The 26678-nt window shown below is 72.6% G+C and carries 25 protein-coding genes, 1 tRNA gene and 1 riboswitch; of the genes, 13 read left to right on the top strand and 13 right to left on the bottom strand.

Annotated elements, in window-relative coordinates; genetic code table 11:
* On the bottom strand, nucleotides 1-2017 hold a 2017-nt coding region (locus tag AB0J53_RS35775), incomplete at its 3' end, for a DUF3352 domain-containing protein (RefSeq protein WP_364180489.1).
* An 86-nt stretch (nucleotides 2018-2103) separates the two neighbouring features.
* Complete coding sequence (locus AB0J53_RS35770) at nucleotides 2104-2430, bottom strand: hypothetical protein (RefSeq protein ID WP_219510383.1); 327 nt, start codon at nucleotides 2428-2430, stop codon at nucleotides 2104-2106.
* A gap of 109 nt (nucleotides 2431-2539) precedes the next feature.
* Here AB0J53_RS35770 and AB0J53_RS35765 point away from each other — a divergent pair, with 109 nt between their 5' ends.
* From AB0J53_RS35765 to AB0J53_RS35755, 3 genes are read left to right on the top strand one after another with little or no spacing between them, the layout of a single operon-like run.
* The gene (locus AB0J53_RS35765) at nucleotides 2540-3331 is read left to right on the top strand and encodes a thioesterase family protein (protein WP_364180487.1); all 792 of its coding nucleotides are present in this window, start codon (nucleotides 2540-2542) and stop codon (nucleotides 3329-3331) included.
* Nucleotides 3332-3391: 60 nt separating this feature from the next.
* Nucleotides 3392-4258 (top strand): glutamate racemase, encoded by an 867-nt coding sequence (murI, locus tag AB0J53_RS35760; RefSeq protein WP_219510422.1) that lies wholly within the window; start codon nucleotides 3392-3394, stop codon nucleotides 4256-4258.
* Nucleotides 4212-4964: an MBL fold metallo-hydrolase gene (locus AB0J53_RS35755; RefSeq protein WP_219510385.1), complete on the top strand. Its 753-nt coding sequence runs from the start codon at nucleotides 4212-4214 to the stop codon at nucleotides 4962-4964. The genes murI and AB0J53_RS35755 overlap by 47 nt, the downstream gene beginning before the upstream one ends.
* On the opposite strand, the gene AB0J53_RS35750 is transcribed toward AB0J53_RS35755, so the two are convergent.
* Complete coding sequence (locus AB0J53_RS35750) at nucleotides 4949-6187, bottom strand: MFS transporter (protein ID WP_364180485.1); 1239 nt, start codon at nucleotides 6185-6187, stop codon at nucleotides 4949-4951. The two genes, AB0J53_RS35755 and AB0J53_RS35750, sit on opposite strands and share 16 nt — an antisense overlap.
* A gap of 68 nt (nucleotides 6188-6255) precedes the next feature.
* Between AB0J53_RS35750 and rph the strand changes: the two genes are divergently transcribed.
* The 5 genes from rph (at nucleotide 6256) to AB0J53_RS35725 (ending at nucleotide 12180) form a co-directional block, all read left to right on the top strand.
* Entirely contained in the window at nucleotides 6256-6975 is a 720-nt protein-coding gene (gene rph / locus AB0J53_RS35745) for a ribonuclease PH (RefSeq protein ID WP_219510387.1), read from the top strand.
* Nucleotides 6972-7562 carry an RdgB/HAM1 family non-canonical purine NTP pyrophosphatase gene (rdgB, locus tag AB0J53_RS35740; protein WP_364180482.1) on the top strand — a complete coding sequence of 197 codons (591 nt, stop codon included), beginning with the start codon at nucleotides 6972-6974 and terminating at the stop codon, nucleotides 7560-7562. Before rph ends, rdgB begins: the two co-directional genes overlap by 4 nt.
* Nucleotides 7563-7609: 47 nt before the next feature.
* Nucleotides 7610-9196: a molybdopterin-dependent oxidoreductase gene (locus AB0J53_RS35735; RefSeq protein ID WP_364180480.1), complete on the top strand. Its 1587-nt coding sequence runs from the start codon at nucleotides 7610-7612 to the stop codon at nucleotides 9194-9196.
* A gap of 2136 nt (nucleotides 9197-11332) precedes the next feature.
* Nucleotides 11333-11914 (top strand): toxin glutamine deamidase domain-containing protein, encoded by a 582-nt coding sequence (locus AB0J53_RS35730; RefSeq protein WP_219510390.1) that lies wholly within the window; start codon nucleotides 11333-11335, stop codon nucleotides 11912-11914.
* A 2-nt stretch (nucleotides 11915-11916) separates the two neighbouring features.
* Nucleotides 11917-12180 (top strand): hypothetical protein, encoded by a 264-nt coding sequence (locus AB0J53_RS35725; RefSeq protein ID WP_364180506.1) that lies wholly within the window; start codon nucleotides 11917-11919, stop codon nucleotides 12178-12180.
* Nucleotides 12181-12360: 180 nt separating this feature from the next.
* Here AB0J53_RS35725 and AB0J53_RS35720 read toward each other — a convergent pair whose 3' ends face one another.
* The 4 genes from AB0J53_RS35720 to AB0J53_RS35705 form a co-directional block, all read right to left on the bottom strand.
* Nucleotides 12361-14850, bottom strand: coding sequence for an FtsX-like permease family protein (locus AB0J53_RS35720; RefSeq protein ID WP_364180477.1), 2490 nt, complete (start codon nucleotides 14848-14850; stop codon nucleotides 12361-12363).
* A 1-nt stretch (nucleotide 14851) separates the two neighbouring features.
* Nucleotides 14852-15604, bottom strand: coding sequence for an ABC transporter ATP-binding protein (locus AB0J53_RS35715; RefSeq protein ID WP_308126017.1), 753 nt, complete (start codon nucleotides 15602-15604; stop codon nucleotides 14852-14854).
* A gap of 107 nt (nucleotides 15605-15711) precedes the next feature.
* Nucleotides 15712-16362, bottom strand: coding sequence for a response regulator transcription factor (locus AB0J53_RS35710; RefSeq protein WP_364180474.1), 651 nt, complete (start codon nucleotides 16360-16362; stop codon nucleotides 15712-15714).
* A 12-nt stretch (nucleotides 16363-16374) separates the two neighbouring features.
* Nucleotides 16375-17502, bottom strand: a complete 1128-nt coding sequence (locus AB0J53_RS35705) for a histidine kinase (protein ID WP_364180504.1) — start codon at nucleotides 17500-17502, stop codon at nucleotides 16375-16377.
* 334 nt (nucleotides 17503-17836) lie between these two features.
* Between AB0J53_RS35705 and AB0J53_RS35700 the strand changes: the two genes are divergently transcribed.
* Nucleotides 17837-18766, top strand: coding sequence for a 2-hydroxyacid dehydrogenase (locus AB0J53_RS35700; protein ID WP_364180472.1), 930 nt, complete (start codon nucleotides 17837-17839; stop codon nucleotides 18764-18766).
* Between the two features lie 120 nt (nucleotides 18767-18886).
* Here AB0J53_RS35700 and AB0J53_RS35695 read toward each other — a convergent pair.
* Nucleotides 18887-18971 (bottom strand) — tRNA-Leu (locus AB0J53_RS35695).
* 141 nt (nucleotides 18972-19112) lie between these two features.
* Nucleotides 19113-19586 (bottom strand): thioredoxin-dependent thiol peroxidase, encoded by a 474-nt coding sequence (gene bcp, locus AB0J53_RS35690; protein ID WP_219510397.1) that lies wholly within the window; start codon nucleotides 19584-19586, stop codon nucleotides 19113-19115.
* Nucleotides 19587-19711: 125 nt separating this feature from the next.
* Here bcp and AB0J53_RS35685 point away from each other — a divergent pair, with 125 nt between their 5' ends.
* Nucleotides 19712-20041: a DUF3618 domain-containing protein gene (locus AB0J53_RS35685; protein WP_364180470.1), complete on the top strand. Its 330-nt coding sequence runs from the start codon at nucleotides 19712-19714 to the stop codon at nucleotides 20039-20041.
* A gap of 51 nt (nucleotides 20042-20092) precedes the next feature.
* On the opposite strand, the gene AB0J53_RS35680 is transcribed toward AB0J53_RS35685, so the two are convergent.
* Entirely contained in the window at nucleotides 20093-21286 is a 1194-nt protein-coding gene (locus AB0J53_RS35680; protein ID WP_364180468.1) for an amino acid deaminase/aldolase, read from the bottom strand.
* Nucleotides 21287-21451: 165 nt separating this feature from the next.
* Here AB0J53_RS35680 and AB0J53_RS35675 point away from each other — a divergent pair, with 165 nt between their 5' ends.
* The gene (locus AB0J53_RS35675) at nucleotides 21452-22051 is read left to right on the top strand and encodes a DUF6286 domain-containing protein (protein WP_219510400.1); all 600 of its coding nucleotides are present in this window, start codon (nucleotides 21452-21454) and stop codon (nucleotides 22049-22051) included.
* A complete protein-coding gene (locus AB0J53_RS35670) occupies nucleotides 22051-22551 on the top strand; it encodes a hypothetical protein (RefSeq protein ID WP_364180465.1) in 501 nt (166 codons plus the stop codon). The genes AB0J53_RS35675 and AB0J53_RS35670 overlap by 1 nt, the downstream gene beginning before the upstream one ends.
* Nucleotides 22552-22575: 24 nt before the next feature.
* Here the strand turns inward: AB0J53_RS35670 and AB0J53_RS35665 are convergent, their stop codons facing one another.
* The 3 genes from AB0J53_RS35665 to gcvT are packed head-to-tail and all read right to left on the bottom strand — an operon-like array spanning nucleotide 22576 to nucleotide 25476.
* Nucleotides 22576-23952, bottom strand: a complete 1377-nt coding sequence (locus AB0J53_RS35665; RefSeq protein WP_219510402.1) for an L-serine ammonia-lyase — start codon at nucleotides 23950-23952, stop codon at nucleotides 22576-22578.
* A 52-nt stretch (nucleotides 23953-24004) separates the two neighbouring features.
* Entirely contained in the window at nucleotides 24005-24394 is a 390-nt protein-coding gene (gcvH, locus tag AB0J53_RS35660) for a glycine cleavage system protein GcvH (RefSeq protein ID WP_219510403.1), read from the bottom strand.
* The gene (gene gcvT / locus AB0J53_RS35655) at nucleotides 24391-25476 is read right to left on the bottom strand and encodes a glycine cleavage system aminomethyltransferase GcvT (protein WP_219510405.1); all 1086 of its coding nucleotides are present in this window, start codon (nucleotides 25474-25476) and stop codon (nucleotides 24391-24393) included. The genes gcvH and gcvT overlap by 4 nt, the downstream gene beginning before the upstream one ends.
* Nucleotides 25477-25606: 130 nt before the next feature.
* A riboswitch (glycine riboswitch) is annotated at nucleotides 25607-25704 on the bottom strand.
* 92 nt (nucleotides 25705-25796) lie between these two features.
* On the opposite strand from gcvT, the gene AB0J53_RS35650 reads away from it, so the two are divergent.
* On the top strand, nucleotides 25797-26630 hold the full coding sequence (locus tag AB0J53_RS35650) for a hypothetical protein (RefSeq protein WP_364180462.1): 834 nt from the start codon (nucleotides 25797-25799) through the stop codon (nucleotides 26628-26630).
* The last annotated feature ends 48 nt before the right edge of the window (nucleotides 26631-26678 follow it).

The following is a 26678-nucleotide window of genomic DNA, read 5'->3' as shown; positions in this document are numbered from 1 at the left end:
CGAGACGCCGCGCCCACGTCCGTGGTGTGCGCCCGCCCGACCTCAGGTGATCCTTCGACGCCTCTGTTCCGCGTTTCCGGGCGGCCTTTCCGCGGCAGTTGAACAGGACCCGCAGCGAGAACGACACGTCGGTGTCGGTCTGCTTGCCGCTGAGCCCCACCGCGCGCAGCACCTGCAGGTTGGCCTTCTCCTCGCCCTGAAGGCTGTTCAGGTAGAGCTTCTCGACCTTGTCCAGGTCGACGAACAGGCCGAACGTGGCCTGGTCCGCCTCCGGGATCGCGGTCTGGAAGGTCTCGCTGTCGCCGAGCGCGCCGTCCTCGGCGAGCTTCTTGGCGTAGGCGTCGTCGGTGGCCACCGTGAGGACGCCGTCACCGGCGACCTTGGCGATCTTCACCTGCTGGCCCTGCGCGGTGAGCGCCCCCTGGACCTTGTCCAGGATGGCCTGCGCCTTGGCGGCGTCGGTGGCGACCCGGACCCCGGCCTTGTACTGCTGCGACTCCAGGCCCTCGCCGTCGAGCGCGATGGTGAGGTTCTGGCCCAGCACGGTCGCCAGGTCGCCGGGCAGGTCGAGCCCGAACTGGGACTTGGCCTGCTGGACGAACTGCTGGAACTGGGCGCCGCTGGACGTCTTGGCCGCCGACTTCTCGATCTCGCCCCACTTGTTCGTGATGAGGCTGTCGAGGCCGGACATGGAGAACGCGCCCACGGTGCTGTCGGGCAGCGCGGCCAGGGAGGTGCCGGTCAGGTCCTCGCCGTTGGTGAGGTTCTGGCCGCCGCGCACCGCGCCCGCCAGCTCGACGTAGGAGCCGTCGAAGCGCAGCGCGCCCGCGAACCTGGCGGTCTTGATCTGCTCCATCAGCAGCTTCTGGTCGGGCGTCAGCGTGTCCTTCGACAGCTCGGACAGCTTGCCCAGGTGCCCCCAGAAGGACAGCACGCCCTGCTCGCCGATCGCGTTCAGGTCGTCGCTGAAGTCGGCGTTGTCGGCCAGGCTGCCGGCCTCGGCGCCGTACTTGTCGGCGAGCTGCTGGTTGGCCGTCAGCAGCGCGTAGTCCTCGCGGAAGGCGATGCCGTACTCGGACTTGCCCATCATCTTGGCGATGCCCGCCCTGGCCGCCTCCTCGTCCTTGACCTGGACGGCCACGGCGAAGTCGGGGTCCTCGCCGCCGGAGGGCAGGATGCCGACGCCGACGCGGCTGCCGAGCCACGGGTCGACGTCCTTGGCCCAGTCGACGTCCTTCAAGCCCTCGGGGCTGTCCTTCTTCAGCGCGTCGAACAGCGCCTGGCGCGGGTCCTCGCCCTGGAAGGAGTCCTTGGTGACGGTGAACTTCCTGCCGATCTCGAACAGCGCGAGCTTCTGGTTCGCCGCCGGGTCCAGGTCGAGGCGGACGTAGGCGATCGAGGCCGCGGGCAGCACGTCGTGCGGCTGCGTCCCGCCGCCGCCGATCGCGCCCACGGCCCACACGGCGCCGCCGCCGAGCAGGATCACGGCCAGCGCGGCCGCGATGGCGATGAACAGGTTCTTGCGGCCCTTGGCGGGCGGGTCGGCGGGGTTCTGGCCGAGCATCTCGGGGCCCTGGCCGGACCAGCCGCCGCCACCGCCCTGGCCGGGCTGCTGGCCGTACTGGCCGTAACCCTGCTGCTCGTAGCCCTGCTGGCCGTAACCGGGCTGCTGGCCGCCGTAGCCCTGCTGGGCGTACGGGTCCTGCGGCTGGCCGTAGGACGGCTGCTGGCCATAGCCCTGCTGCTGCTGGCCGTAGCCCTGGGACTGGGGCTGCTGGCCGTAGGGCTGCTGCTGCCCGTAGCCGGGCTGCTGACCGTGAGTCCCCTGCTGGCCGTAGCCCTGCTGGGCGTACGGGTCCTGCGGCTGGCCGTACTGCGGCTGCTGCGGCTGCTGGTACGGCTGCTGTGGCGGGTATGGCTGGCCGTGTGCCTGAGGAGGCTCAGGCTGCTGCTCGTTCCAGCGGTACGCCGTGGTCCGGTCAGGATCCTGGCCAGGTGGGGGATTATTCGCAGACATCACTCAACTCACAGTGTGGACTTATGACCACGTAGAAGTTAGCTGATGTTGCTATACAGCCGCTTGCAATGTGCTGAAGTAGGCCGTTATGCCCTGTTCAGTTGGCGGCGCAGCGCGTTGATGTGGACCTCGCCGTCGCCGTACTCCTCGACCTGGGACCAGGGCACGAACGTGCAGCCGGCGTAGACCACGCGGCCCACCGCGCGCGAGAGCCAGGAGGCGCGGCCGTGCCGGTCGCGCGTGAGCCGGAGCAGCACCGGGCCCCGGCGGGCCGAGACCATGAGCCCGTAGACCGTGCTCGCCTGCTGCAACTCTCCCCGGTTGCGCACCACGCGGATGTCCACGACGTGACCGACCCACACCCCGTTGGCGTCCCAGACGGACTGACCGATGAGTTCGGTGACATTAGCCATGATCGAACTTTCGCAGCCTTGTCGCGTTTTCGCAGGTAGGCGCGCTGATGGACGGATGCCGTAGAGTATGGCCTACTAGAATATAGTTCCATTTTGAGGGCAGGGGCTGATGACCAAGTTCGACGAGGCCACGCAGGCGATCCGCATCGACGAGACCACCTACGACGTCTGCCTCGACCCGGGTTACTCCATCGGCGGGCCGCTCAACGGCGGCTACCTCATGGCCGTGGTGCTGCGCGCCGTGGTGGACGACTCGCCGTTCGAGCACCCGGTGAGCACCACCTCGCAGTTCCACCGGTCCCCGGCGCCGGGGCCCGCGCAGGTCCGCGTCGAGCGGCTCAAGGCCGGCCGGACCGCCGCGTTCACCCGGGCCACGTTGGTCCAGGACGGCGTGCCGCAGATCGAGAGCCTGGTCACCACGGCCACGCTCACCGGCGCCGACCCGGTCTACAGTGACAAACCCGGACACGTCATGCCTCCGCTTGAGGAGTGCGTCAAGCTGCCCAACCCCAAGCCCGAGTCCAACATGACGCTCAACGCCCAGATGGAGCTGAGCTTCGACCCGCCCACCATCGCCTGGCTGAACGGCGGCCCCACCGGCAGACCCGAGTCGCGCGCCTACTTCCGCATGGCCGAGCCGCAGGACCCCGACCCGTTCGTGCTCGCGCTGGCCGTCGACGCGCTGCCGCCCGTGGTGTTCAGCGCCGGGCTGCGCGGCTGGGCCCCCACCGTGGACCTCACCTGGCACCTGCGCGCGCTGCCCGCCCCCGGCCTGCTCACGCTGATCGGCGGCGGCCGCCTCATCTCCGACGGCTGGTTCGACGAGGAGGTCGAGGTGTGGGACTCGGCCGGCCGCCTGGTCGCCCAGTCACGCCAGCTCGCCCGCGTCGGCCGAGGATGACACACCCGGTGTGAGCATTCTTACGCGGTGAAGACGCCGCAGGTCGCCTACCCTCGAAGCGTGCCGGACGCGAGTATTGGGATCTTCGACAGCGGGGTCGGCGGCCTGACGGTCGCCCGGGCGATCATCGACCAGCTGCCTCACGAGTCCATCACCTACGTGGCCGACACGGCCCGCCAGCCCTACGGGCCCAAGCCGCTCGCCGAGGTGCGCGCGTACGCCCTGGAGGTGATGGACCACCTCGTCGAGCACGACGTCAAGATGCTCGTCATCGCCTGCAACAGCGCCAGCGCCGCGGTCCTGCGCGACGCCCGCGAACGCTACGACGTGCCCGTGGTCGAGGTGATCCAGCCCGCCACCCGCCGCGCCGTCCGCGCCACCCGCACCGGCAGGGTCGGGGTCATCGCCACCCGCGCCACCATCGACTCGATGGCCTACCACGACGCCTTCACCGCGGCGCCCGACGTGCTGCTCACCGGCGTGGCCGCCCCGCGCCTGGTCGAGTACGTCGAGCGCGGCGAGACCATGAGCCAGGAGCTCATCGACGTGGTCCGCGGCTACCTGGAGCCGATCCAGGCCGCCGGGTGCGACACGCTCATCCTCGGCTGCACCCACTACCCGCTCCTCACCGGCGCGATCTCCTACGTCGCCGGCGACGGCGTCACGCTCGTGTCCAGCGCTGACGAGACGGCCAAGGACGTCTACCGCATCCTGCACGACCGCGGCCTGGCGGCCGGGAGCGAGGCCACCCCCCGGCACCGCTTCCGCGCGACCGGTGACTCGCTGCTCTTCGCCCGGCTCGGGCGCCGCTTCCTGGGCCCGGAGATCGACGCGGTCGAAGTCGCACCAGTGGGGGGTACCACCTACGAGGGAGGCCCACATGAAGGTGACCATAGTCGGCTGCTCGGGAAGCTTTCCCGGCCCTGACAGCCCCGCGTCCTGCTATCTCATCGAGGACGAGGGCTTCAGGCTGCTGCTCGACTTCGGCAGCGGGGCGCTGGGCGCGCTCCAGCGCCACATCGGCCTGTACGACGTCGACGCGATCTGCCTGACGCACCTGCACGCCGACCACTGCCTCGACCTGTGCCCGTACCACGTCGTGCGCACCTACGGCCCGGCCGCGCCCTACCCCCGGGTGCCCGTCCACGCGCCGGCCGACGCGCCGCGCCGGCTGGCCGCCGCCTACGGCATGCCCGAGGAGCCCGGCCTGGAGTCCAGCTACGACTTCTCGCCTCTCGCGCCCGGCAGCTTCGAGGTCGGCCCGTTCCGGGTGACCGCCGCCCGCGTCGCCCACCCCGTCGAGGCGTACGGGTTCCGCGTGGAGAGCGGCGGCGGGAGCGTCGCCTACTCCGGCGACACCGGCGAGTGCGACGAGGTCGTCAAGCTGGCCGCCGACGCCGACCTGATGCTCTGCGAGGCGTCCCTGCTCGACGCCCCCGACCTGCCCGAGGGCCTGCACATGTCCGGCCGCCAGGCCGCCGAGCACGCCGCCAGGGCCGGAGCCGGCCGGCTCGTGCTCACCCACCTGGTGCCCTGGAACGACGAGGCCACCGTGCTCGACGACGCCGCCCGCGGCGGCTTCGGCGGGCCCGTCGAGCTGGCCCGCAGCGGAGCCTGCTACGACCTGAGCTGAGGCTCGGAGAAGTCGCGCATCCGCACCAGCGGGGAGAACACCAGCGGCAGGAACGACACCAGCCTGCCCGCCATGAACACCCACAACGCCTCGCGCACGCCGATCTGCTGCGCCACGATGCCGCCCAGCAGCGCGCCGAGCGGCATCGTGCCCCACACGACGAACCTGACCGTCGCGTTGACCCGGCCCAGCAGATGCTCCGGCGCGACGGTCTGGCGGTAGGTCAGCTCGCCCACGTTGTAGAGGATCGCGCCCAGCGACAGCGCGACCGAGGTGATCGCGAAGAACGAGGCCCGCCAGTCGGCCTCCGTCATCGGCAGCAGCAGGCCGAACGGCGAGGTGACGGCCAGGGCCAGCCACGACACCCGGGCCGTCCCGTACCTCCTGAACAGCGGCCCGCCGATCAGCCCGCCGATCAGCCCGCCCACGGCGCCCGACATGAGCAGCGCGCCGACCAGGCCGGGCGGCAGCAGCACCACGTCCGCCAGGAACAGCACCGACAGGCCGAGCACCGCGCTCAGGCACAGGTTCGTCAGCGCGGTGGTCGTCATGAACGTGCGCAGCAGCCGGTCACGCCAGGCGAACGCGAACCCCTCCCGGATGCCGGACAGCATGCCCCGGTCGGCGGTGTTCGCCGGAGGATGGTCGGGAGTCCTGATCGTGCCCAGGAAGAGCACCGAGGAGAGTGAGGCCGCCGCCGTGGCGAGCAGCGTGAGCGGCGCGCCGAGCAGCTGCACGAGCACGCCGCCGAGGCCGGGACCGGCCAGCGCGCCGCCGGAGCGGACCACTTCGAGCTTGGCGTTGCCGTCGGCCAGCCGGTCCTTCGTCACCAGCTCCGGCAGGTAGCTCAGGTCGGAGACGTCGTTGAACACCCCGGCCACGCTCACCAGCAGCGCCACCACGCACAGCATCGCCATCGACAGCAGGCCCAGCGCGCTCGCCGCCGGGATGCTCGCCAGCAGCAGGCACCTGGCCAGGTCGGCGGCCATCATCACGCGGCGCTTCCGCATCCGGTCGACCCACACCCCCGCGGGCAGGCCGATCAGCAGGAAGGCCGCGCTCTGTAACGCCGACAGGACTCCCAAGGAGAGAGGGGAGGCGTGCAACGTCAGCACGGCGACCAGAGGGAGCGCCACACGCGAGATGTTGGCGCCCATTTCGTTGGCGACGTGCGAGCTCAAGAAGCGGAGAAAGTCAGGGCTACGCAACACCCCCGTTGTCATTGCGTCAGGATCCCTGTGTCGGACACCGTCGGTCAAGAGCGTGGTGGCGCGGAGATAGGGTGATCTGCATGTCTCGACAGGATGGCCGCAATTCTGACCAGCTCCGTTCCATCAACATCACAAGACGGTGGCTTTCTCACGCCGAGGGTTCGGTGCTGGTGGAGTTCGGCGGCACGCGGGTCCTCTGCGCCGCCTCCGTCCAGGACAGCGTGCCCCGGTGGCGGCGAGGCAGCGGGCAGGGCTGGGTGACCGCCGAGTACGCGATGCTGCCGCGCGCCACCAACACCCGCAACGACCGCGAGTCGGTCCGCGGCAAGATCGGCGGGCGCACCCACGAGATCTCCCGGCTCATCGGCCGCTCGCTGCGCGCCTGCGTCGACTACAAGGCGCTCGGCGAGAACTCCATCGTGCTCGACTGCGACGTGCTCCAGGCCGACGGCGGCACCCGCACCGCCGCCATCACCGGCGCGTACGTGGCGCTCGCCGACGCCGTCGCGTGGATGCGCGAGCGCAAGATGTGCCCCGGCGACCCGCTGATCGGCTCCGTCTCCGCCGTCTCCGTCGGCGTGGTCGGCTCGGTGCCGATGCTCGACCTCTGCTACGTCGAGGACGTCGCCGCCGAGACCGACATGAACGTCGTCATGACCGGCGAGGGCAGCTTCGTCGAGGTGCAGGGCACCGCCGAGGGCGCGCCGTTCGACCGGGCCGTGCTCGACCAGCTCCTCGACCTGGCCGTGGCCGGCTGCGAGGAGCTGACCCTGATCCAGCAGGAGGCGCTGAGCTCATGAAGATCGTTCTCGCCACGCGCAACCCGGGGAAGATCGCCGAGCTGCGCCGCATCCTGGCCGGCTTCGACATCGTCGGGCTGGAGGAGTTCCCCTCGATCGGCGACGTCGCCGAGACCGGCGTCACGTTCGAGGAGAACGCCCTGCTCAAGGCGCACGCCGTGGCCCAGGCCGCCGGGCTGCCCGCCGTCGCCGACGACTCCGGCCTCTGCGTCGACGTGCTCAACGGCATGCCCGGCGTGCTGTCCGCCCGCTGGGCCGGCCGCCACGGCGACGACGAGGCCAACCTGCGGCTGCTGCTCGCCCAGGTGTCCGACGTGCCCGCCGACAAGCTGACCGCGCACTTCGCCTGCGTGGCCGCGCTCGCGCTGCCGTCGGGGGAGTGGCGGGTCGCCGAGGGCACGCTGCCCGGCCGCCTCGTCACCACGCCCCGCGGCACCAACGGGTTCGGCTATGACCCGATCCTCGTGCCCGACGGTGAGACGCGCACCACCGCCGAGCTGTCACCCGAGGAGAAGGACGCCATCAGCCACCGGGGCCGCGCCTTCCGCGCCCTCGCGCCGATCGTCCGCGAACTGCTCTCGGCGTAACCACCGCGTAAGAACCCTCGGCCGCCGGGCGGCGTAGCGTCGTTCACGTGCAGAGGAATTCGGTCATCCCGGCCTGGGCGGGCGCGCTGGCGGGCATCGTGGCAGGGGGCGTGGCGCTCGGCGCCGCCCAGCTCGTGGCGGGGGTCGTCGGCGGCGACGCCTCCCCGGTGGTCGCGGTGGGCGACGCCGTCGTGGACCTGTCGCCGGCGGCGCTCAAGGAGTTCGCCGTCGCCGCGTTCGGCGTGTACGACAGGGTCGTCCTGCTCGGCGGGGTGCTCGTCGTGCTGGCCCTGGTCGCGGCCGGGCTCGGCGTGCTCGCCCGGGGCGCCGTCGGGCGGGGGCTGGCCGGGCTGGTGGCGTTCGGCGCCGTGGGGCTGGCGGCGGTCCTCACCCGGCCCGGGGCGGGCGCGGTCGACGCGCTGCCGACCGTGGTGGGCGTCGTGGCGGGCATGTGGACGCTGTCCTGGCTGATCGGCCGCGCCACGCCCTCTGCAGTGCCCTCCGCAGGGTCCTCTGCCGCGCCTGAGCTGCCCGCCGTGATGCGGCCGGGCGGAGGGGAGCCGTACGCGTTCGACCGGCGGCGGCTGCTGACCGGCGCCGCCGGGGGCGTGGTCGCCGCGGGCGCAGGGACGCTGCTTGGGCACGGGCTCGGCAGCCGCCGGGCCGTGGACGCCGCCCGGGTCGCCCTCGCCCTTCCCGCTCCGGCGACCCCCGCGCCGCCGCTGCCGCCGGGGACTGACTTCAAGCTCAACGGCCTCACCCCCTTCATCACGAAAAATGCCGACTTCTACAGGGTGGACACCGCGCTGATCGTCCCCCAGGTGGACCCCGCCACCTGGACCCTGCGCGTCCACGGGCTCGTCGACCGGCCCATCGAGATCACGTACGAGGACCTGCTGAGAAGGCCGCTGACCGAGGCCGACATCACGCTCACCTGCGTCTCCAACGAGGTCGGCGGCCCCTACGCGGGCAACGCCCGCTGGCTCGGCGCCCGCATGGCCGACCTGCTGCGCGAAGCCGGCCTCCGCTCCGGCGCCGACATGCTGCTGTCCACCTCCGCCGACGGGTTCACCTGCGGCACCCCGCTCGACGTCGTCATGGACGGCCGCGACGCCCTGTTCGCCGTCGCCATGAACGGCGAACCGCTGCCCGTCGACCACGGCTTCCCCGTACGCCAGGTGGTGCCCGGCCTGTACGGATACGTGTCGGCCACCAAATGGGTGGTCGACCTCAAGGTGACCCGGTTCGACACGGACGAGGCGTACTGGACGCCGCGCGGCTGGGCGGCCAAGGGGCCCATCAAGACCCAATCGCGCATCGACCTCCCCAAGCCGGGCGCCACGCTGCCCGCCGGCCGCACCACGATCGCGGGCGTCGCCTGGGCCCAGCACACCGGCGTCGACGCCGTCGAGGTCCGCGTCGACGGCGGCGCCTGGCAGCAGGCCCGGCTCGCCGCCGTCCCCGGCCCCGACACCTGGCGGCAGTGGGCCCTCGACTGGGACGCCACCCCGGGCGACCACACCATCGAGGTACGCGCCACCGACGCCGCCGGGCGCACCCAGACCGCCGAACGCCGCCCCATCACCCCCGACGGCGCCACCGGCCGGCACACCGTCACCGTCCACACCGCCTGATGACCCGTCCTGATACGTCCGCGTTTGCGCAGGTCAGATGGGTAGTCATGGCCGACAATCTTCCTGACTTTGGCCCCTCATCCGCGGCGACCACCCCTACGATCGGTCGTCGAGCATGACAGGAGGCAGGACGTGTTCCGCGACCGCAAGTCCGGCGTCCGGTGGGTCCTTCCCGAGGGGCAGTACAACCCCGTGGTCGCTGACGGTGTCCGATGGCTCGAATACGAGCGCGCCGCCGACCCAGGCCCGCCCGACTCCACCCAGCCAGAGCCCAACTCCCCATCCCCCAACCCCACCCAACCACCCCCAACTCACGCCAACGCCCACCCCGACCGCACCCGAGGCAGCGCCGTCCCGAGCGACGACGTTCGGGGGGACCGCACCCGGGGCCACGCCGCCCAGGGCGACGACGCTTCGGGTGAGCGCGCGCGAGGTGCCACCGCCTGGGGTGGCCGCACATGGGGCGGTGAAGCACGGCGTGACCGCGCCCGAGGCGACGATGCCCAGGGCGGCGATCCCTGGGGCGGGTTGCGCCCCTTTGGCAGCGAAGCCCGGGACAACCGCGCCCAAGGCGGCGACGTCCGGGGTGGCCACTTCGGAGACGGCCGCGCTGGAGGTGACCGTTCTGGAGGTGACCGTTCCGGGGGTGACCGCGCTGGAAGTGGCCGCGCTCGGGGTGACGTCGCTCCGGGTGACGCGGCCCGTACCGAGGCCCCTCGGCAGGAGGTCGCGTGGGCCGACACCATCTGGTCCGACGCCACCTCCACGGGAGCCGGGGGCGGCACCCGGCCGGACCCGGCCCAGCCGCGCCCGAGCGGCGCGCCCTTCGACCTGCGGAAAGGCTCACCCGCACCGGAGGGCGGGGAACGCGCGCCCGGTGGCGAGCCACCCGCACCCAACGGCACGGGCACCGCGCCCGGCGGCACCCCGTACGACGGCCGGTGGCTGACCAGGGAGTCGCGCGGCCCAGGGTCGTCGGCCCTGGCCTCCCACCCGAACGGCTCCTTCCCGCAGAGCCGGCCGCCGAGCGCCGGCCAGAGCCCGCCGTCCGAAACCCAGAACGCCCCGCCGTCCGGGGCCCACCACGCCCAGCACACCTGGCCCGGCCCGTCGCTCGGCACCGTCATGCCGGGCTCACCGCACGGGCGCTCGAACGGCACACCGAACGGCACGGCGGCAGGCGGAGGGATGCCCGGTGCGGCGAACGGCGCTGCGACGGGCGCGATGCCGGGCTGCTCGGCATGGCCAGGCACGCCCACCCCATCGAACGGCACCACCGCCTCACCACACGGCACCACCCCGCCACACGGGACCACCGCCCCACCGAACAGCACTGTCCCGTCCTCGAACGGCACCGGCGCCTCGTCGAACGGTGCCGCCTCTCCGCAGGCCGGGAGGGCCGCACCGAACGGCCCCGCGCCGTCGTCGAAGCGACCCCGCTCCCCACAGGAACTGGGCCAACTGCCAGCCTGGCCGGGCCACCTGCCGTCCGAACCGGCCACGCCCCCCAACGAGCCGCCCATGAGGCCGGCCGCTCGACGCGAGGAGCCGCCGGAGTCCCGCCCGACGACCTGGCCCGGAGAAGCGTCCGCTGCCAGGTGGCCGGACAGGTCCTCCTCGCCCACGTGGCCAGGCGAGCCACCCGCCGTCCGCCCGGGCGACCCGCCCGCGCGACCGGGTGAGCGGCCCGAGGGGTCGCCCCACCGGTCCGACGACACGTCCGAGCGTCCTGCCGCATGGTCAGGCGAGCGCTCCGATGGGGCGGCCCGCTGGTCGGGCGAGCGGCCCGAGGGGGCGGCGCACCGGGCTGGGGGAGCGGCGGCGGCTCCTACTGCCACGTGGCTGGGCGATACGTCCGCGCGATCTGCCGTACGGCCAGGACCGGGGTTTGAGGACCCGGCCCGTCGGTCCGGGGAGGCGGCGGCGGGTTCGGGTGCGCGGCCGGGTGAGGCGCAGGCGCGCGCCGCTGTATGGCCGGGCGAGGCGCCGCGGTCCGTTACGCAGGCGGGTGCTCGTCACTCCGGGCCGGGGCGAAGCGCCGGTGAGGGCAGGGGGGCTGCGGTTCTCGCGGGGGAGGGGCGGCGGGGGACGGCGGAGTACGACTGGTTCGACTGGCCGCATCGGCCGCCGAAGCTCGTGGACAGCAGGCCGTACGGGGTGCCGGGTGGGCTGGTGCCGCCGGATCCGCAGGTGGAGCGGGATCTGGCGGCGGCGGTGACGATGGGGACGCGGTTCCCGGATCCGCGCGGCACCTGGGTGCGGCTGATCAACGGCGGTGGCCCGGCGGATGATCCGTTCCGCGTGTCGAACGCCGCCGACTGCGCGCTGGCCGTGCTGTCCACGTGGCACGGGGAGCCGGCGGCGTCGGCGCCGAGGATGCCCGAGTACGACCGGGTGGGGCGGCCGTTGCTGACCGGTGAGGCGGGGAGCACGGCGCGGATGGAGCGCTGGGTCGGTCAGCGGTTCCAGCATGCGGGGCAGGGGCGGCACGCGTACCCGATGGTGGCGCGGCGGCTGCTGGAGGCGGGGCACGGCGCGTCGGCGGTGATCGTGGTGCGCTGGCCGGGCGGCGGGACGCACGCGTGGAACGCGGTGAACTCCCACGGTGAGGTGATCTGGATCGACGCGCAGCGGGGGCACATGGCGGTGGAGCCGCCGTACCTGACGGTGACGGGGGTGTTCTGCGTGATTCTCGACAGGCAGGGGCAGCCGCGGTGAACATGGACCAGGCCAGGGCGCTGGCGGAGGAGTACTTCAACGGGGTGCGCCCGGCGGGGGAGGCGCTGTCGGTGGGCATCCACGCGTTCCCCGAGGGGTACGTGGCGTGGGTGCGGGATCTGGAGCCTGACGATCCGGCGCGGCTGCCCGACGGGGTGGGCGGGGGCTGTGTGGTGATCGACCGGGCCACGGGCGAGGTGGTGGCCCGGCCGCTGCTCGATCCGGAGTCGGTGGCGGAGCTGTGGCCGGGGCATCGGCCCCGGTGACGGCCCAGGCTCTCGGCTGACGGCCCGGGGCCCAGGGCCCGGGTCCAAGGCCCAGGGCTCAGGGCGGCGCGGGACGGGTGAGGCCGGGCGCCGCCCCCATGGACGCCCGACCTACAAGTGCCCTATCCGGATTTAGCGGCTTTTATCCATCTCTATCCGCATTTATCCAATTCCCCGGCGTCAGGTGGCGAGCGACCCGACGATCGACGCCCGGGCGGCGCGCCGCGCCGGTACGACCGCCGCCAGCACCCCGGCCAGCCCCGACACGACCACGAACAGCGCGATCTGCCACGGCGACGCCGAGAAGACGGCCCCCGACAGCATCGCCCGCACCGCGGCCCAGCCGAACGACATGCCCAGCACCACGCCCACCAGCGCCCCGATCAGCCCGAGCACCAGCGCCTCCACGGAGAGCATCCGCCGCAACTGCGGCCTGGTGAGCCCGAGCGCCCGCAGCAGCGCCGATTCCCTGGTCCGCTCGTGGACCGACAGGGAGAGCGTGTTGGCGATGCCGAGCAGCGAGATGAGGATCGCCAGCCCGAGCAGCCCCGTGATGATCATGAGCACCATGTCGAGCGTCTGGTCGAACTCGCCGCGGATCTCGGTCGAGCTCATCACCTGGACGGTCGGGTGGCCGGCGGCCGCGGCGTCGACCACGGCGCGGGCCCGTTCGGCGGGCACGCCGTCGGCGATGTTGAGCACGACGGTGCTGTCGGGCACCGCCCCGAACACCTCGTCGAACTGCGGCGCGGACATCGTGATCGTGGGCAGCGGCGAGTCGCTTCCCGGGAAGACGGCGACCACCCGCAGGTTGACCGTGCCGGACCGCTTGGCCTTGACGGGGACGGTGTCGCCGACCTTGACGCCCAGGTCGGTGGCGGCGTAGTCGGCGATGGCGGCCGTGCCGGGCCCGAGCGCGCCGATCGAGCCGGACGTCACCTCGGGCTTGAGCGGTCCCTGGAAGGCGCCCACCTGGACCTTGACGTCGCCAGAGGCGCTCATCGTGTCGCGGATCTGCACCACGCCCGACAGCTCGGGCGCGGCCCGCAGCTCGTCGGCGATGGAGCGCGGGATGCTGGACTCGCGCGACTGGGAGGTGAGCTGGTAGTCGACGGGGAACTGGTCGTCGAGCTTGACCGTCACGGTGGCCCGGGTCGACGCGGTGATCACCGAGATGAGCGTCATCAGCGTCACGCCGATGGTCAGCGCCACGGTCGTGGTGGCCGCCCGCTTGGGGTTGCGTCCGGAGTTGTCCACGGCCAGCTTGCCGGGCACCCCGAACAGCCGGGCCGGGAGCCAGCCGACCAGCGCGCTCAGCGGCCTGACCAGCAGCGGCCCGATGATGAGCACGCCGAGGAAGGTCAGCACGCCGCCGCCCATGACGACGAGCAGCGAGATCTGCTCGCCGGGCGTCATCACCAGCGCGCCGACCGCGGCCAGCCCGACGCCGCCCAGCAGGAACAGCGCGGCGAACGCCACGCGCAGCATCCCAGCCCGGAACGTCTGCTCCTCGGTCTGCGTGCGCAGCGCCGCGATCGGCGCGACCCGGGTGGCGGTACGGGCGGGCAGCACCGCGGCGCCGACCGTGACCACCAGGCCGACGGCCAGGCCGATGCCGATCGTGGCCGGGGTCAGCCGCATCGCCGCCTCGGTGGGCAGCGGCGCGTCCACCGCGCGCAGCACGGCCAGCGTGATCGCGCTCAGGCCGTAGCCGGCGGCCAGCCCGAGCACCGACGCGATCAGCCCGACCACGGCCGACTCGACGAGCACCGAGCCGAACACCTGGCCGCGCGTCGCCCCGATGCACCGCAGCAGCGCCATCTCCCGGGTCCGCTGCGCGACGAGGATGTTGAAGGTGTTGTAGATGACCAGCGTCGCCACCAGCATCGCGACGAACCCGAACATCAGCAGCCCGAGGGTGAGCATCTCGATCTGCAGCCCGGCGGACTTGGCCAGGTCGGAGGCCAGCTCGTCGCCGGTCTTGACGACGAGCCCGGCGCCGGCGGCCGAGGCGACGGCCCGCTTCAGCGCGACGGGGTCGGCCCCCGCGACGTCGATCTCGGCGAACTCCCGCTCGCCGGTCATCCGCTGCGCCGTCGCCGTGGTGAACCCGAGCGCCCCGGTGAAGGCCAGCTCCTGGTCCACGCCCGGGTCGAACAGCCCGACGAGCTTGAACGTGTGCTCGCGCTGCTTGGCGTCGAGCACCGTGATCGTGTCGCCGACCTGGAAGCCCTCGGCCTTGGCGGTGTTCTCGTCGAGCACGGCCGCCTGGTCGTCGCTGCCGGGCCCGGTGCCGCTCACGATGGAGGTGCGGGCCAGCACACCCGGCACGACGGAGATCGCCGTCGTGGGCAGGCTGCCGACGGCCTTGCCGTCCTTGCCGAGCAGCGGCGCGCTGCCGCGGACCAGCCCGTGCGCCTCCTGGACGCCGGGGACGGCGCGCACCCGTTCCAGCGTCTCCGGCGCGATGCCCTTGTCCGGCTTGCCGGGCAGCACGGCCACCGCGACCTTGCCGGCGTCGGCCGTGACGCGCTCCTCGAACCCGGCCTGGACCGTGTCGTTCAGCACGAAGGTGCCGGTGATGAACGCGACCCCCAGCATGATCGCGAGCGAGGTGAGCAGCAGCCGCACCTTGTGCGCGCGCAGCCCCGCCCTGGCGGTCTTCAGCACCTCACGCCTCCAGCTTCATCAGCGTGTCGAGCACCGACTGCGGCGTCGGCGAGGTGATCTCGGTGACCAGCGAGCCGTCCCGCAGGAACACCACCCGGTCGGCGTACGAGGCTGCCATCGGGTCGTGCGTGACCATGACGATCGTCTGGCCCAGCTCGCGCACCGACGTGCGCAGGAACGACAGCACCTCGGCGCCGCTGCGCGAGTCGAGGTTGCCGGTCGGCTCGTCGGCGAAGATCACCTGCGGCTTGCTGATGAGCGCCCTGGCCACGGCCACGCGCTGCTGCTGGCCGCCGGACAGCTCGTTGGGCCGGTGGCGCAGCCGGTCCTTCAGCCCGACGGTCTCGATGACCCGGTCGAACAGCACCTGGTCGGCCTGCCGGTCGGCGATCTCCAGCGGCAGCCGGATGTTCTCCTCGGCGGTCAGCGTCGGCAGCAGGTTGAACGCCTGGAAGATGAAGCCGATCCGCTCCCGGCGCAGCAGCGTCAGCTGCTTGTCGCCGAGCCCGGTCAGCTCCACGTCACCGATGTGCACGGTGCCCGCGGTCGCGCTGTCGAGACCGGCCAGGCAGTGCATCAGCGTGGACTTGCCCGATCCGGACGGGCCCATGATCGCGGTGAAGGCGCCGGTGGCGAAGGCCACGTCCACCTCGCGCAGGGCGTGCACCCGGGCGTCGCCCTGGCCGTACACCTTGGACAGCCCCTTGGCCACCACTGCCGGCGGCGCCTGGCGCGGGGTCTCGGTGAGAGTCACGTTCACTCCTCGTCGTGCGAAAACAACGCGACTCACGCTAGGGGCGCGAAACCCGCCGGACCTGGGCCTTGAGGACGGACTTCGTGTAGGACCCTGGATGACCCGGGTCAGCCGTTCGGCCGATGCGAGGGCACCACGAGCCCGGCCTCGTAGGCGTAGACGACCACCTGCGCCCGGTCGCGCAGCCCCAGCTTGGCCAGCACCCGGCCCAGGTGCGTCTTGACCGTCGCCTCCGCCACCTCCAGCTCGGCGGCGATCTCCAGGTTGGAGCGGCCGCGCGCCACCATGAGCAGCACCTCGCGCTCGCGCGGCGTCAGCTCCGTCGCCGCCGCGGGCTCCTCCGTCGGCAGGAACGTGGCGAACCGGTCGAGCATCCGCTTCAGCGTCGTCGGCGCCATCACGGCCTCGCCCGCGTGCACCGACCGGATCGCCGTCACCAGCTCCGCCGTCGGCACGTCCTTCAGCAGGAACCCCGACGCGCCCGCCCTGATCGCCGCGAACGCGTACTCGTCGAGGTCGAAGGTGGTCAGCACCAGCACCTTCGGGCCGGTGATGTGCTTGATCGCCTCGACGCCGTCCATGCGCGGCATCCGCACGTCCATCAGGACGACGTCCACCTCGACCGTGCGCAGCACCTCGATCGCCTGCTGGCCGTCGCCCGCCTCGGCCACCACCTCGATGCCGGGCTGCGCGCCCAGCACCATGCGGAACCCGGCCCGCAGCAACTGCTGGTCGTCGACCAGCATGACCCGTATCATCCGCCGCTCCCCCTAAGCCGCTTTCGACTCGGCCGTAGGCAGCCGCGCCAGCACTTCGAACCCGCCACCCGCGCGCGGCCCGGCCGTGACCGCGCCGCCGTACATCGTGACCCGCTCCCGCATGCCCACCAGCCCGTGGCCGCCCGTCTCGGTGGCCGGGGCGGCCGCGCCGCGCCCGTCGTCGGTCACCCGCACGACCAGCTCGGGGCCGCTGTAGCGCAGCTCGACCTGCGCGCGGACGCCCGGCCCGCCGTGCTTGAGCGCGTTGGTCAGGGCCTCCTGGACGATCCGGTAGACGGCCAGCTGCTTGCCCTCGGTCAGCTCGGTGCGCCGGCCCGTGACCCGCAGCCGCGCGGGCACGCCCGCCGCCCGGACCAGCTCGTCGAGCTGCGCCAGACCGGGCTGCGGCGTGTAGTCGGTGCCGCCGTCGTCCTGCCGCAGCACGCCGACGAGCCGGCGCATCTCGGCCAGCGCCTCCCGGCCGGTCCTGGAGATCGTCCGTACGGCCTGCCGCGCCTGCTCGGGGTCGCTGTCGATGGCGTAGCCCGCGCCGTCGGCCTGCACGACCATGACGCTCACGTTGTGCGCCACCACGTCGTGCAGCTCCCTGGCGATCCTGGCCCGCTCGGCGGCGGCCGCCATCCGGGCCTGCTGGTCGCGCTCGCGCTCGGCGCGTTCGGCGCGCTCCTCCAGGCCCTCCAGGTAGCGGCGGCGCGTGCTCGCGTACAGGCCGGTCAGCCAGAGCGCCATCACGAAGATCGTGCTGGTGGTGAACATGCCCAGCGTCGGCGTGTCCCACTGCACCAGCGCCAGGAACACGCCCAGCTCGGCCACCATCAGCGCCGCCAGCGCCCACCGGAACGCGCACTGGTAGACCACCGACCACAGCGCCACCAGCACCGCCATGTTGGCCGGCAGCACCTCGATCTGGGCCGCCCACTGCGCGAAGCTGACCAGCGACACCACGGCGAACACCGCCAGCGGACGCCGCCACAGCAACGGCAGCAGCAGCGCCAGCGTCAGCACCGCGTAGACGGGCGCGTTGAGCGGCGGCAGCGACCCGTCGGGCGCGTAGGTCAGGTAGGGCACGACGGGCAGCAGGCACAGCAGCGCGAGAGGAGCCACCCGCAGGGCGTCCATCAGCTTCACATGGCGCCTCGACCACGCCCGTACCCTGCCGAACACAACCATCACGATACGTAAACCCGGGAGTGGGGCGGCTCAGCCTTGAGAGTGAAGTACGCCTACGACCCTGGTCTTACACGGCTCCGGTCTTACGCGGGTCTTACGGCCCGGCAGGCAAAGTAGTCGTCGGGAGCACCCTCTGGGGTGAGTAAAGGGAGAGATCGTGATGGCGATCATGATCGCGAAGCCGGGTCGCGCGGAGACGAGGAAGCTCCGCGCGACCCGATCCGCTTGCGGGCCGCTGGGCTAGAGTCTCCCCCGGCCGAAAGATCCGAGACCGGGGACCCGCATGTCAGCGCACCACAACCGTCCGCAGGACCTCGTCGTCCTGGTGCCCGAAGAGCGCGGCCGCGCGGCCCTGTCCGCCGTCACCGGCCTGCGGCCCCTCCTGTACGACGTCGGGGCCCCGTTGCCGCCGGGAGCCGCCGAGGCCCGCGCGATGGTCGTGCCCTCACGCCCGGTCGACCGCGTGCTGGCCCTGATCGGCGAGCTGCCCGAGCTGCGCCTCGTCCAGACGCTCAGCGCCGGCACCGACCAGTGGCAGGGCCGCCTGCCCACCCACGTCGCCCTGTCCAGCGCCCGGGGCGCCCACGGCGCGGCGGTCGCCGAATGGGCCGTCGCCGCCCTCCTGTCCCTCTACAGGGACCTGCCGGGCTTCGCCGCCGACCAGGCCGCCGCCCGCTGGCGTCCCCGCATGGCCGAGTCGCTGGCGGGCAAGCGCGTGCTCGTGCTCGGCGCCGGCGACCTCGGCACGCAGCTCCGCGTCCGGCTGGAGCCGTTCGGCGCCCGCGTCACCATGGTCGCCCGCCGCGCCCGTGACGGCGTCCGTCCCCTGGACGACCTGCCGGGCCTGCTGCCCGCCCACGACGTGGTGGCGCTCATGCTCCCGCACACCCCGGCCACCCACCACCTGGCCGACAAGCGGTTCCTCGGCCGCATGCGCGACGGCGCCGTCCTCGTCAACGCCGCCCGGGGCCCCGTCGTCGACACCGACGCGCTGCTCGGCGAGACCCGCTCCGGGCGGCTGCGCGCCGTCCTCGACGTCACCGACCCCGAGCCGCTGCCCGGCGACCACCCGCTGTGGCACACGCCGGGCGTCATCATCACCCCGCACGTCGCGGGCACGGTCCCGCAGGCGGACGAACGCTCGTGGCAGGTCGCGGCCGACCAGCTCGCCCAATTCGCCCGGGGTGAGCAACCCGCGAATCTGGTCGGCTGACGCCATTTCGTTCGCGTCCGTATTTCGGGGTGCCGCCGTGCCGAATAACCGGCCGGGTTTCGGCGCATCGCATTTCCGGGCGAACACATATCGGCCAATTGCCGGACGGTGTCATTGATGTGCGGGCGGGGGGACTCGAACCCCCACAGTGTCTCCACCAACAGGACCTAAACCTGCCGCGTATGCCTGATTTCGCCACGCCCGCGCAATCCCGCCAAAGGCGGGCCGTGAATAGTTTAGCGCTCCGGCCACGCACCGGTGCCACGTCACCTACCGGCACGGACAAGGCGCGGTGCGTGTCAATTCACCCCGGGCGGGCTCCCGGATCGGAGCCCGCGGGGAGTGGTCAGGAGAGGCCGAGCTTCTTCTTCAGGCTCGCCACGTGCCCGGTGGCCTTCACGTTGTAGAGGGCCTGCTCGATCTTGCCGTCGGCGTCGATGACGAACGTGGAGCGGATGACGCCCACGACTTCCTTGCCGTAGAGCTTCTTGGTGCCGTACGCGCCGTACGCCTTGTGGATTTCCAGCCCCGGGTCGGACAGGAGCGGGAAGGTGAGCGCGTCGCGTTCGGCGAACTTGGCGAGCTTCTCCGGCTTGTCCTTCGACACGCCGAGGACGACGAAGCCGTCGGCGGTGAGCTGGGCGAGGCTGTCACGGAAGTCGCACGCCTGCTTGGTGCACCCGGGAGTCATCGCGGCGGGGTAGAAATAGAGGATCACCCGCTTGCCTCTGTAGGCGTCGAGGGAGATCTCGTCGCCGCCGGCGGCGGGCAGCGCGAACTCGGGGGCGGCGTCGCCGGGGGCGAGCCTGGTCTCGGTCATGGGTCCTCCAGGAGTTTCTCCAGGAAAACCTACCTGGCCGCCCGCCGTGCCGTACGGCGTGCGGACCTGACAGACTGATCAGGACATGTGAGGGCACGGGCAGGAGCGCGGCCGAGAGGAGAGTCATGGCTGACACCGATCCCGATGAGCTGGAGCGGCGCATCGCGCGGACGCGGGCGGAGCTGGCGCAGACGGTCGACGCGATCGCCGACCGGGTGAGCCCGAAGCGTGTGGCCGAGCGCACGGTGGCGGATGTGAAGTCCCGGGCGGGGAGCCTCGCGGCTTCGGTGAGCGACGCACTGGGGATGTCGCCTCGGCCGGTGGAGTTCGGTGACGACCCCGACCGGCTGTGGGACGACGAGGCGCCGAGCCTGGCGCCGGTGCTGATCGGCGTGGGTGCGGCGCTGGTGATCGGCGCGGCGGTGGTCCTGTGGCGCCGGCGTCGCCGCCGGTGACCCGTCTCAAGGGGCTCCGGCGTCGCCGCCGGTGACCCGTCTTAGGGGCCTCTAGAGGAAGGTGCGGCCCTCGCCTCTGTAGGTGGGGACGGTCTCGGTGAGCGTGTCGCCCTCGACGAGGTGGAGGGCGTCGAAGCGTTCGCACAGCTCGCCCGACTTCGCGTGCCGGAACCAGACGCGGTCGCCGGTGCGCAGGTCCTCGGCGGGCGCGCCGATGAGCGGGGTCTGCACCTCGCCCGCGCCCTCGTCGGGCGCGTAGCGCAGGCCGGCGGGCAGGTAGGGCTGTGGCAGGCGGCTGGGGCCGGGGGCGCCGGAGGCGAGATAGCCGCCGCCGAGCACGGTGACGACGTCGCGTGCGGGCCGCCGCACGACGGGGAGCGCGAACAGGGCCGCCGGGTGGCCGCTGAAGCGGCTGTAGAAGTCGAACAGCCGGGGATGGAAGAGCCCGGACCCGGCGGCGACCTCGGTGACGGCCTTCTCGCGTACGGTGCGCTCGATGGAGCCGGTGCCGCCGCCGTTGACGAACTCCAGGTCGGCGACCTGGCGCACGGCGTTGACGATGCGGCCGCGGCGCACGACGAGCTCGCGGGCCGACAGGGTCTGCATGGCCTTGACGAGCCGGGCGTACGCGGCGCGGGCCTGGGGGGCGTCGCCGACGCCGGCGATCTGGGCCTCGTACGCGAGCAGCCCGGTCAGGCGGTAGCCGGGGCGTTTGGCGATGGCGGCGGCCAGGTCGGCGGCCTGGTCGGGCTCGCGGATGGGGGAGCGGAGCGCCCCCGCCCGAAATTTCCCACCAAAGGCCACAAACCCGGCGTCGATGTCCATACATATCCGGATCTCGTGGCGTGGGTGGACCCCCGCCACCGCATGGTCCATGAACGCCAGGTGCTCCACCGAGTCCACCGTCAGCGTGATCGCCGCCGCGGCCTCCGCCGAGCCCGCCAGCGCGGCCAGCGCCCGCCGGTCGGCCGTCGGATAGGCCACCAGGATGTCGCCGAACCCCTGCTCCGCCAGCCACAGCGCCTCGGGCAGCGTGAAGGCCATCAGCCCGCGGAACCCGTCCAGGGCCAGCACCCGCTCCAGCACCGCCCGCGAGCGCACCGACTTGGTGGCGACGCGGATCGGCTTGCCGGCGGCCCGCCGCACCAGGCTGCGGGCGTTGGCGCGCAACGCCTCCAGGTCGAGGATCGCGAACGGCGGCTCAAGAGCGGCCGTGGCCCGGTCGTAGCGCTGGCGGTCATCCATACCGGCAGCGTAATCCAGGTAAAACGGACACGGCAGGGGTGCGCGCCCCCGGCGGGCAACCACGGCATATCCGCCCATTGATCGCCGGGCCCGTAATGATCCTGCAAACGGGCGGCGGGGGCGCGGTCGAGCCGGTCGGGGACCCGTGTACCTCTGGTCGTTGTGATGACCACGCTCCAGCAGATCCTGCCCGGTGCGGCCGTCGCCGCGCAGGACACCCCGCTCCGCAGGTCCAACCGGGTGCTCAGACCCGCGCGCACGCCCGCCGCGGTGGCCGTGGCCCTGGTGCTGACGGCCGCGCTCGGGCTGACCTGCGCCGAGGTGGTGGCGTCGCTGATGGGCCGGCCGCTCGGCTGGGTGCCGGTCAACGAGGCCGCCGAGCTGGCGTCCGCCTCCTCCTGGAGCGAGCTGGACGCCGTCGCGGTGGCGCTGGCGGGCACGGGCGCGGTGCTGCTGCTGCTCGCGCTGCTGCCCGGCCGCTCCCGGCTGGTCCCGGTGGAGACCACCGACCCGCTGATCGTCATCGGCATCACCCGCTCGGGCCTGCGCCGTACGCTGCGGGCCGTCGCCCAGGAGGTGGACGGCGTGCGCCGGGCCCAGGTACGGCTGCGCAGGCGGCGCATCGAGGTCACCGTCGTGACCGAGGGGGAGAGCTCGGGCACGATGCTCAGGCAGGTCGGCAACGCGGTGGGCGACCGCCTGGCGGGCGTGGGCACGCTGGCCGCGGGCGAGGTCGTGGTGCGGCTGCGCAGGAGGGGGCTGTGATGCGGCAGTACGCGGGCAACCGGATCGGCCTGGCCGTCGTCGGCGCGGTGCTGCTCGTGGCGGGCGGCTACGCCTGGCTGCGCGGCCACGACAAGCTGGCGGGGCTGCCGCCGAAGGCCAGGGTGCTGCCGGAGCGCACCGCGCGGGCGCTGGCCGAGCAGCCGTGGGCGCTGTGGGTGGTGGCGCTCGTGCTGCTGGTGCTCGTCCTGGTCACGCTGCGCTGGCTGCTGCTGAGCCTGGGCTGGGGGCGCTACGGCTCCCGGTCGGGCACCGGGACGGCGATGCTCTGCGTGGGGCTCAAGGACGTCGACGGCCTGGCCAGGGCCGGGGTGCGGGTCGTCGGCGAGGGGGCCAGGCTGCGCATCGGCCTGACCTGCCCGGCCGCCACGGACGTCGGCGCGGTCGTGGCCAAGCTGGACCGCGAGATCGTCAGCCGCATCCGCCGCGAGGTGCGCGACGACGACCTCGGCGCCGTCGTCCGCATCCACGTCCGGCGCTGAACGACCGCGCCGGTCACCGCGCGCTCAGCACTCGATGACGTTGACCGCGAGGCCGCCGCGCGAGGTCTCCTTGTACTTGTCGAGCATGTCCCGCCCGGTGTCGCGCATCGTCTTGATGGCCTTGTCCAGCGACACGTGGTGGCGTCCGTCGCCGCGCAGCGCGATGCGGGCGGCGGTGATGGCCTTGATGGAGGCCACCGCGTTGCGCTCGATGCACGGGATCTGCACCAGCCCGCCGATGGGGTCGCAGGTCAGGCCCAGGTTGTGCTCGATGCCGATCTCGGCCGCGTTCTCCACCTGCTCCGGGGTTCCGCCCAGCACCTCGGTGAGGCCGGCGGAGGCCATCGAGCAGGCCGAGCCCACCTCGCCCTGGCAGCCGACCTCGGCCCCGGAGATGGAGGCGTTCTCCTTGAACAGCACGCCGATCGCGGCGGCCGTGAGGAGGAAGCGGACCACGCCCTCGTCGTCGGCGTTGGGGGTGAAGCGGGAGTAGTAGGTCAGCACGGCGGGGATGATGCCGGCCGCGCCGTTGGTCGGGGCGGTGACGATGCGGCCGCCGGCCGCGTTCTCCTCGTTGACGGCCAGCGCGAACAGGGAGACCCAGTCCATCGCCTGGAGCGGGTCGCGCTCGGCCGACTCGGTCTGCAGCCGCCGGTGCAGGCGGTTGGCCCGGCGCTTGACCTTCAGGCCGCCGGGCAGCACGCCCTCCTGCGAGATGCCCCGCTGGACGCAGTCGGACATGACCTGCCACAGGTGCAGGATCCCGGCGCGGATCTCGGCCTCGGAGCGGCCGAACGCCTTCTCGTTCTCCAGCATGAGCGCGGAGATCGACAGGCCGGTGTTGGAGCAGTGCTTGAGCAGCTCCTCCGCCGTGGTGAACGGGTAGGGGAGCACGGTGTCGTCGGGCTTGATGCGGTCGGCCCCGGTGGCCTTCTCGTCCACGACGAAGCCGCCGCCGACGGAGAAGTAGACCTTCTCCCGCAGCTTGGCGCCCGACTCGTCGAACGCGGTGAAGCGCATGCCGTTCGGGTGCTCGGGCAGCGAGATCTTCCGCTCGAAGACGAGGTCCTGGCCCACGACGAAGGGGATCTCGCGGACCCCGTACAGCGTGACGGTGCCGGAGTCGCGCATGGCGGCCAGCCGCTCGTCGATGCTGTCGACGTCCACCAGCTCGGGCTTCTCGCCCGACAGGCCGAGCAGGACGGCCTTGTCGCTGCCGTGGCCCTTGCCGGTGAGGCCGAGCGAGCCGTACAGGATGGCCTCGACGCGCGCGGTGCGCTCCAGCAGGCCGTCGTCGTTCAGGCCGCGCGCGAACTTGTGCGCGGCCGCCATCGGGCCGCCCGTGTGGGAGCTGGACGGGCCGATGCCGACCTTGAAGAGGTCGAAGACGCTGATCGCCATTGACGCGCCTTTCGGGAGGGCCGGGGCCCGCTACCGGGCCCCGGCGGTGCTGTCAGGAGTCGCCCGAGGTGAGGGCGGTGTATTCCTCGGGCGTCAGCAGGTCCTTCGGGTCGCCGTCCACGCGCACCCGGAACATCCAGCCGTCGCCGTAGGGGTCGCTGTTGGCCAGCGACGGGTCGTCCACCAGGGCCTGGTTGATCTCGACGACCTCGCCGCCGACCGGGCTGTAGATCTCGCTCACGGACTTGGTCGACTCGACCTCGCCGACCGAGTCGCCCGCCTCGATGACCGACCCGGCGTCGGGGAGCTGCACGAAGACGACGTCACCCAGAGCCTCGGCGGCGAACGCCGTGATGCCGATCGTGACGGTGATCCCGTCGTCGATCCCGGCAACCCACTCGTGCTCCTTGGTGTAGCTCAGGTCGTCAGGGATGTTGCTCACTTGTTCCTCCTGTAGAAGGGCAGCTCAACCAGGTCCACAGGTTCTTGGCTGCCCCGGATGTCCACGGCCAGACCTTCACTGACCCCGGTGTCGACGTACGCCAGCGCGATGGGCTTGCCCAGGGTCTGGGAAGGCGCCCCGCTGGTGACCTCGCCGACGACGGCACCGTCCTTGGTGACCGGGTACCCGTGGCGGGGCACCCGGCGGCCCCGTGCGACCAGGCCGACCAGCCGGCGCGCGGGGGCGGTGTCCTTGACCGCCTCCAGCGCCGACCTGCCGACGAAGTCGCCCGGCTTGTCGAATTTCACCACCCTGCCCAGCCCCGCGTCGAACGGGGTCAGCTCCGCGCTCAACTCGTTGCCGTACAGGGGCATGCCCGCCTCCAGGCGGAGCGTGTCGCGGCTGGACAGACCGGCGGGCTTGATCCCGTACGGCGCCCCGGCCGACGTCAGGGCGTGCCAGAGCGGCACGGCGTCCTCGTTGGCCACGAACAGCTCGAAGCCGTCCTCGCCGGTGTAGCCGGTGCGGGCGATGAGCGCCTGGCGCCCGTCGACGACGCCGGGCAGACCGGCGTAGTACTTGAGCCCGGCCAGGTCGGCGTCGGTGAGCGTGGCCAGGATCTCCTGCGCGCGCGGGCCCTGCACCGCGATCAGCGCGTACTGCTCGGAGCGGTCCTCGACCACCGCGTCGTACGACTTGGCGCGGTTCTTCAGCTCCGCGTCGACCTTCGGGTAGTTGGAGGCGTTGGCCACGACCATGAACTCCTCGTCCCCGAGCCGGTAGACGATGAGGTCGTCGAGCACGCCGCCGCGCTCGTCCACGATCATGGTGTAGCGGGCCCGGCCCGTCGCCAGCGCCGACAGGTGGCCCACGAGCGCGTAGTCCAGCGCCTCGGCGGCCTGCGGGCCGGTCACGAAGATCTCGCCCATGTGGGAGAGGTCGAACAGCCCGGCCGCCTGGCGGACCGCGTTGTGCTCGGCGGACTCGCTGCCGTAGCGCAGCGGCATCAGCCAGCCGGCGAAGTCGGTGAGCGTGGCGCCGAGAGCCTCGTGGACGTCTCGCAGCGGTGTCGGTCGGGACATGGGTCGCACCTCAGGGCAGAGTCGGATGCCAGCATCCTCCCCCTCTGTCATCGATGCCTGAGAGCTTCGCCCGGGTTTTGCCGGACTTTCACCTTCGGCGAGGCCCACCGGCCTGCTTTCCAGAGGTCACCTCGGCCGTGCGGTCCTTTGCCTTGAGAGGTTCGCGGGGAGGGCTTGCTCCTTCAGGGGCCCTGACCGGCTGTCAGGGCGCTCTCCCGCACGGTTTCGTCGGTGATGTCCGCAAGCCTAGTGGGGTGACGGCGGTGTTGTCGCGCCCTGAACCGGGCGGACGCCGTACCCGTCGTAGAGGTATGAGACGGATGACCGCGTTCCTCGCGCTGGCGGTGGGCCTGGCGGCCTGCGGCGCCCAGGGCGGCGCCGCGCCCGCCGGGCCCACCGGCGCCACCGGGCCCACCGGGCCGCCCCCGCGCTACACGGCGACGGTGACCGTGCTGGAGGACGGGACGCACGGCCCGCAGATGTGCCGCGCGCTGCTGGAGTCGATGCCGCCCCAGTGCGGCGGCCCCGGCGTGGTGGGCTGGGACTGGAGCGAGGTCCGCCACGAGTCGGCCGCGAGCACCCGCTGGGGCCTGTACGTGGTCACCGGCACCTGGGACGGCGAGCGGCTCACGCTCACCGAGCCGCCGCGCCCGTCCGAAGGGGGACCGAGCCGGCCGGACCCCATCGGGACGCCGTGCCCCGCCCCCGAGGGCGGCTGGAAGCCGGTCGACCCGGCCAGGACGACGCAGGACGCCATGAACGAGGCCATCACCAGGGCCGGATCGGCCAAGGAGTTCGCCGGGGCGTGGATCGACCGGCTCGACCCGGACCCGCCGGAGGAGGGCGAGGACCACGCCCGCGACGTCGTGCTGAACCTGGCCTTCACCGGCGACCTGTCAGGCCGGGAGGCGTGGATCCGGGAGGTGTGGGGCGGCGCGCTCTGCGTCACCGGGGCGAAGCGGACGCGGGCCGAGCTCTACGGGATCCAGGAGCGGGTCATGGACGAGAAGGGCGTGCTGGAGGCCGCCACCAGCGAGACGCGCAACCGGGTGGAGGTGACCATGTGGCTGGCCACCCCCGAGCAGCGCGAGCGCCTGGCGGCCGCCTACGGGGACGCCGTCGTGGTGGAGGACGTCCTGAAGCCGGTCGGTTAGGTGGTGGCCGCGTGCGGGCCGGTCATGGCAGAGGCGGCCCGCACGCGG

Origin of the sequence: Nonomuraea sp. NPDC049725 (genome assembly GCF_040674795.1) — a bacterium.
GTDB lineage: Bacteria > Actinomycetota > Actinomycetes > Streptosporangiales > Streptosporangiaceae > Nonomuraea > Nonomuraea ceibae.
This window is presented reverse-complemented; position numbering and strand designations above follow the sequence as displayed.

Coding starts and splice junctions, on each gene's coding strand:
- AB0J53_RS35670 (WP_364180465.1), top strand. CDS start 22,051: ATGCGGCAGTACGCGGGCAACCGGATCGGCCTGGCCGTCGTCGGCGCG.
- AB0J53_RS35685 (WP_364180470.1), top strand. CDS start 19,712: ATGGCTGACACCGATCCCGATGAGCTGGAGCGGCGCATCGCGCGGACG.
- AB0J53_RS35650 (WP_364180462.1), top strand. CDS start 25,797: ATGACCGCGTTCCTCGCGCTGGCGGTGGGCCTGGCGGCCTGCGGCGCC.
- gcvT (WP_219510405.1), bottom strand. CDS start 25,476: ATGTCCCGACCGACACCGCTGCGAGACGTCCACGAGGCTCTCGGCGCC.
- rph (WP_219510387.1), top strand. CDS start 6,256: ATGTCTCGACAGGATGGCCGCAATTCTGACCAGCTCCGTTCCATCAAC.
- rdgB (WP_364180482.1), top strand. CDS start 6,972: ATGAAGATCGTTCTCGCCACGCGCAACCCGGGGAAGATCGCCGAGCTG.
- bcp (WP_219510397.1), bottom strand. CDS start 19,586: ATGACCGAGACCAGGCTCGCCCCCGGCGACGCCGCCCCCGAGTTCGCG.
- AB0J53_RS35700 (WP_364180472.1), top strand. CDS start 17,837: ATGTCAGCGCACCACAACCGTCCGCAGGACCTCGTCGTCCTGGTGCCC.
- AB0J53_RS35680 (WP_364180468.1), bottom strand. CDS start 21,286: ATGGATGACCGCCAGCGCTACGACCGGGCCACGGCCGCTCTTGAGCCG.
- AB0J53_RS35705 (WP_364180504.1), bottom strand. CDS start 17,502: ATGGACGCCCTGCGGGTGGCTCCTCTCGCGCTGCTGTGCCTGCTGCCC.
- AB0J53_RS35725 (WP_364180506.1), top strand. CDS start 11,917: ATGGACCAGGCCAGGGCGCTGGCGGAGGAGTACTTCAACGGGGTGCGC.
- AB0J53_RS35710 (WP_364180474.1), bottom strand. CDS start 16,362: ATGATACGGGTCATGCTGGTCGACGACCAGCAGTTGCTGCGGGCCGGG.
- AB0J53_RS35770 (WP_219510383.1), bottom strand. CDS start 2,430: ATGGCTAATGTCACCGAACTCATCGGTCAGTCCGTCTGGGACGCCAAC.
- AB0J53_RS35765 (WP_364180487.1), top strand. CDS start 2,540: ATGACCAAGTTCGACGAGGCCACGCAGGCGATCCGCATCGACGAGACC.
- AB0J53_RS35750 (WP_364180485.1), bottom strand. CDS start 6,187: ATGACAACGGGGGTGTTGCGTAGCCCTGACTTTCTCCGCTTCTTGAGC.
- AB0J53_RS35665 (WP_219510402.1), bottom strand. CDS start 23,952: ATGGCGATCAGCGTCTTCGACCTCTTCAAGGTCGGCATCGGCCCGTCC.
- AB0J53_RS35675 (WP_219510400.1), top strand. CDS start 21,452: ATGACCACGCTCCAGCAGATCCTGCCCGGTGCGGCCGTCGCCGCGCAG.
- AB0J53_RS35755 (WP_219510385.1), top strand. CDS start 4,212: ATGAAGGTGACCATAGTCGGCTGCTCGGGAAGCTTTCCCGGCCCTGAC.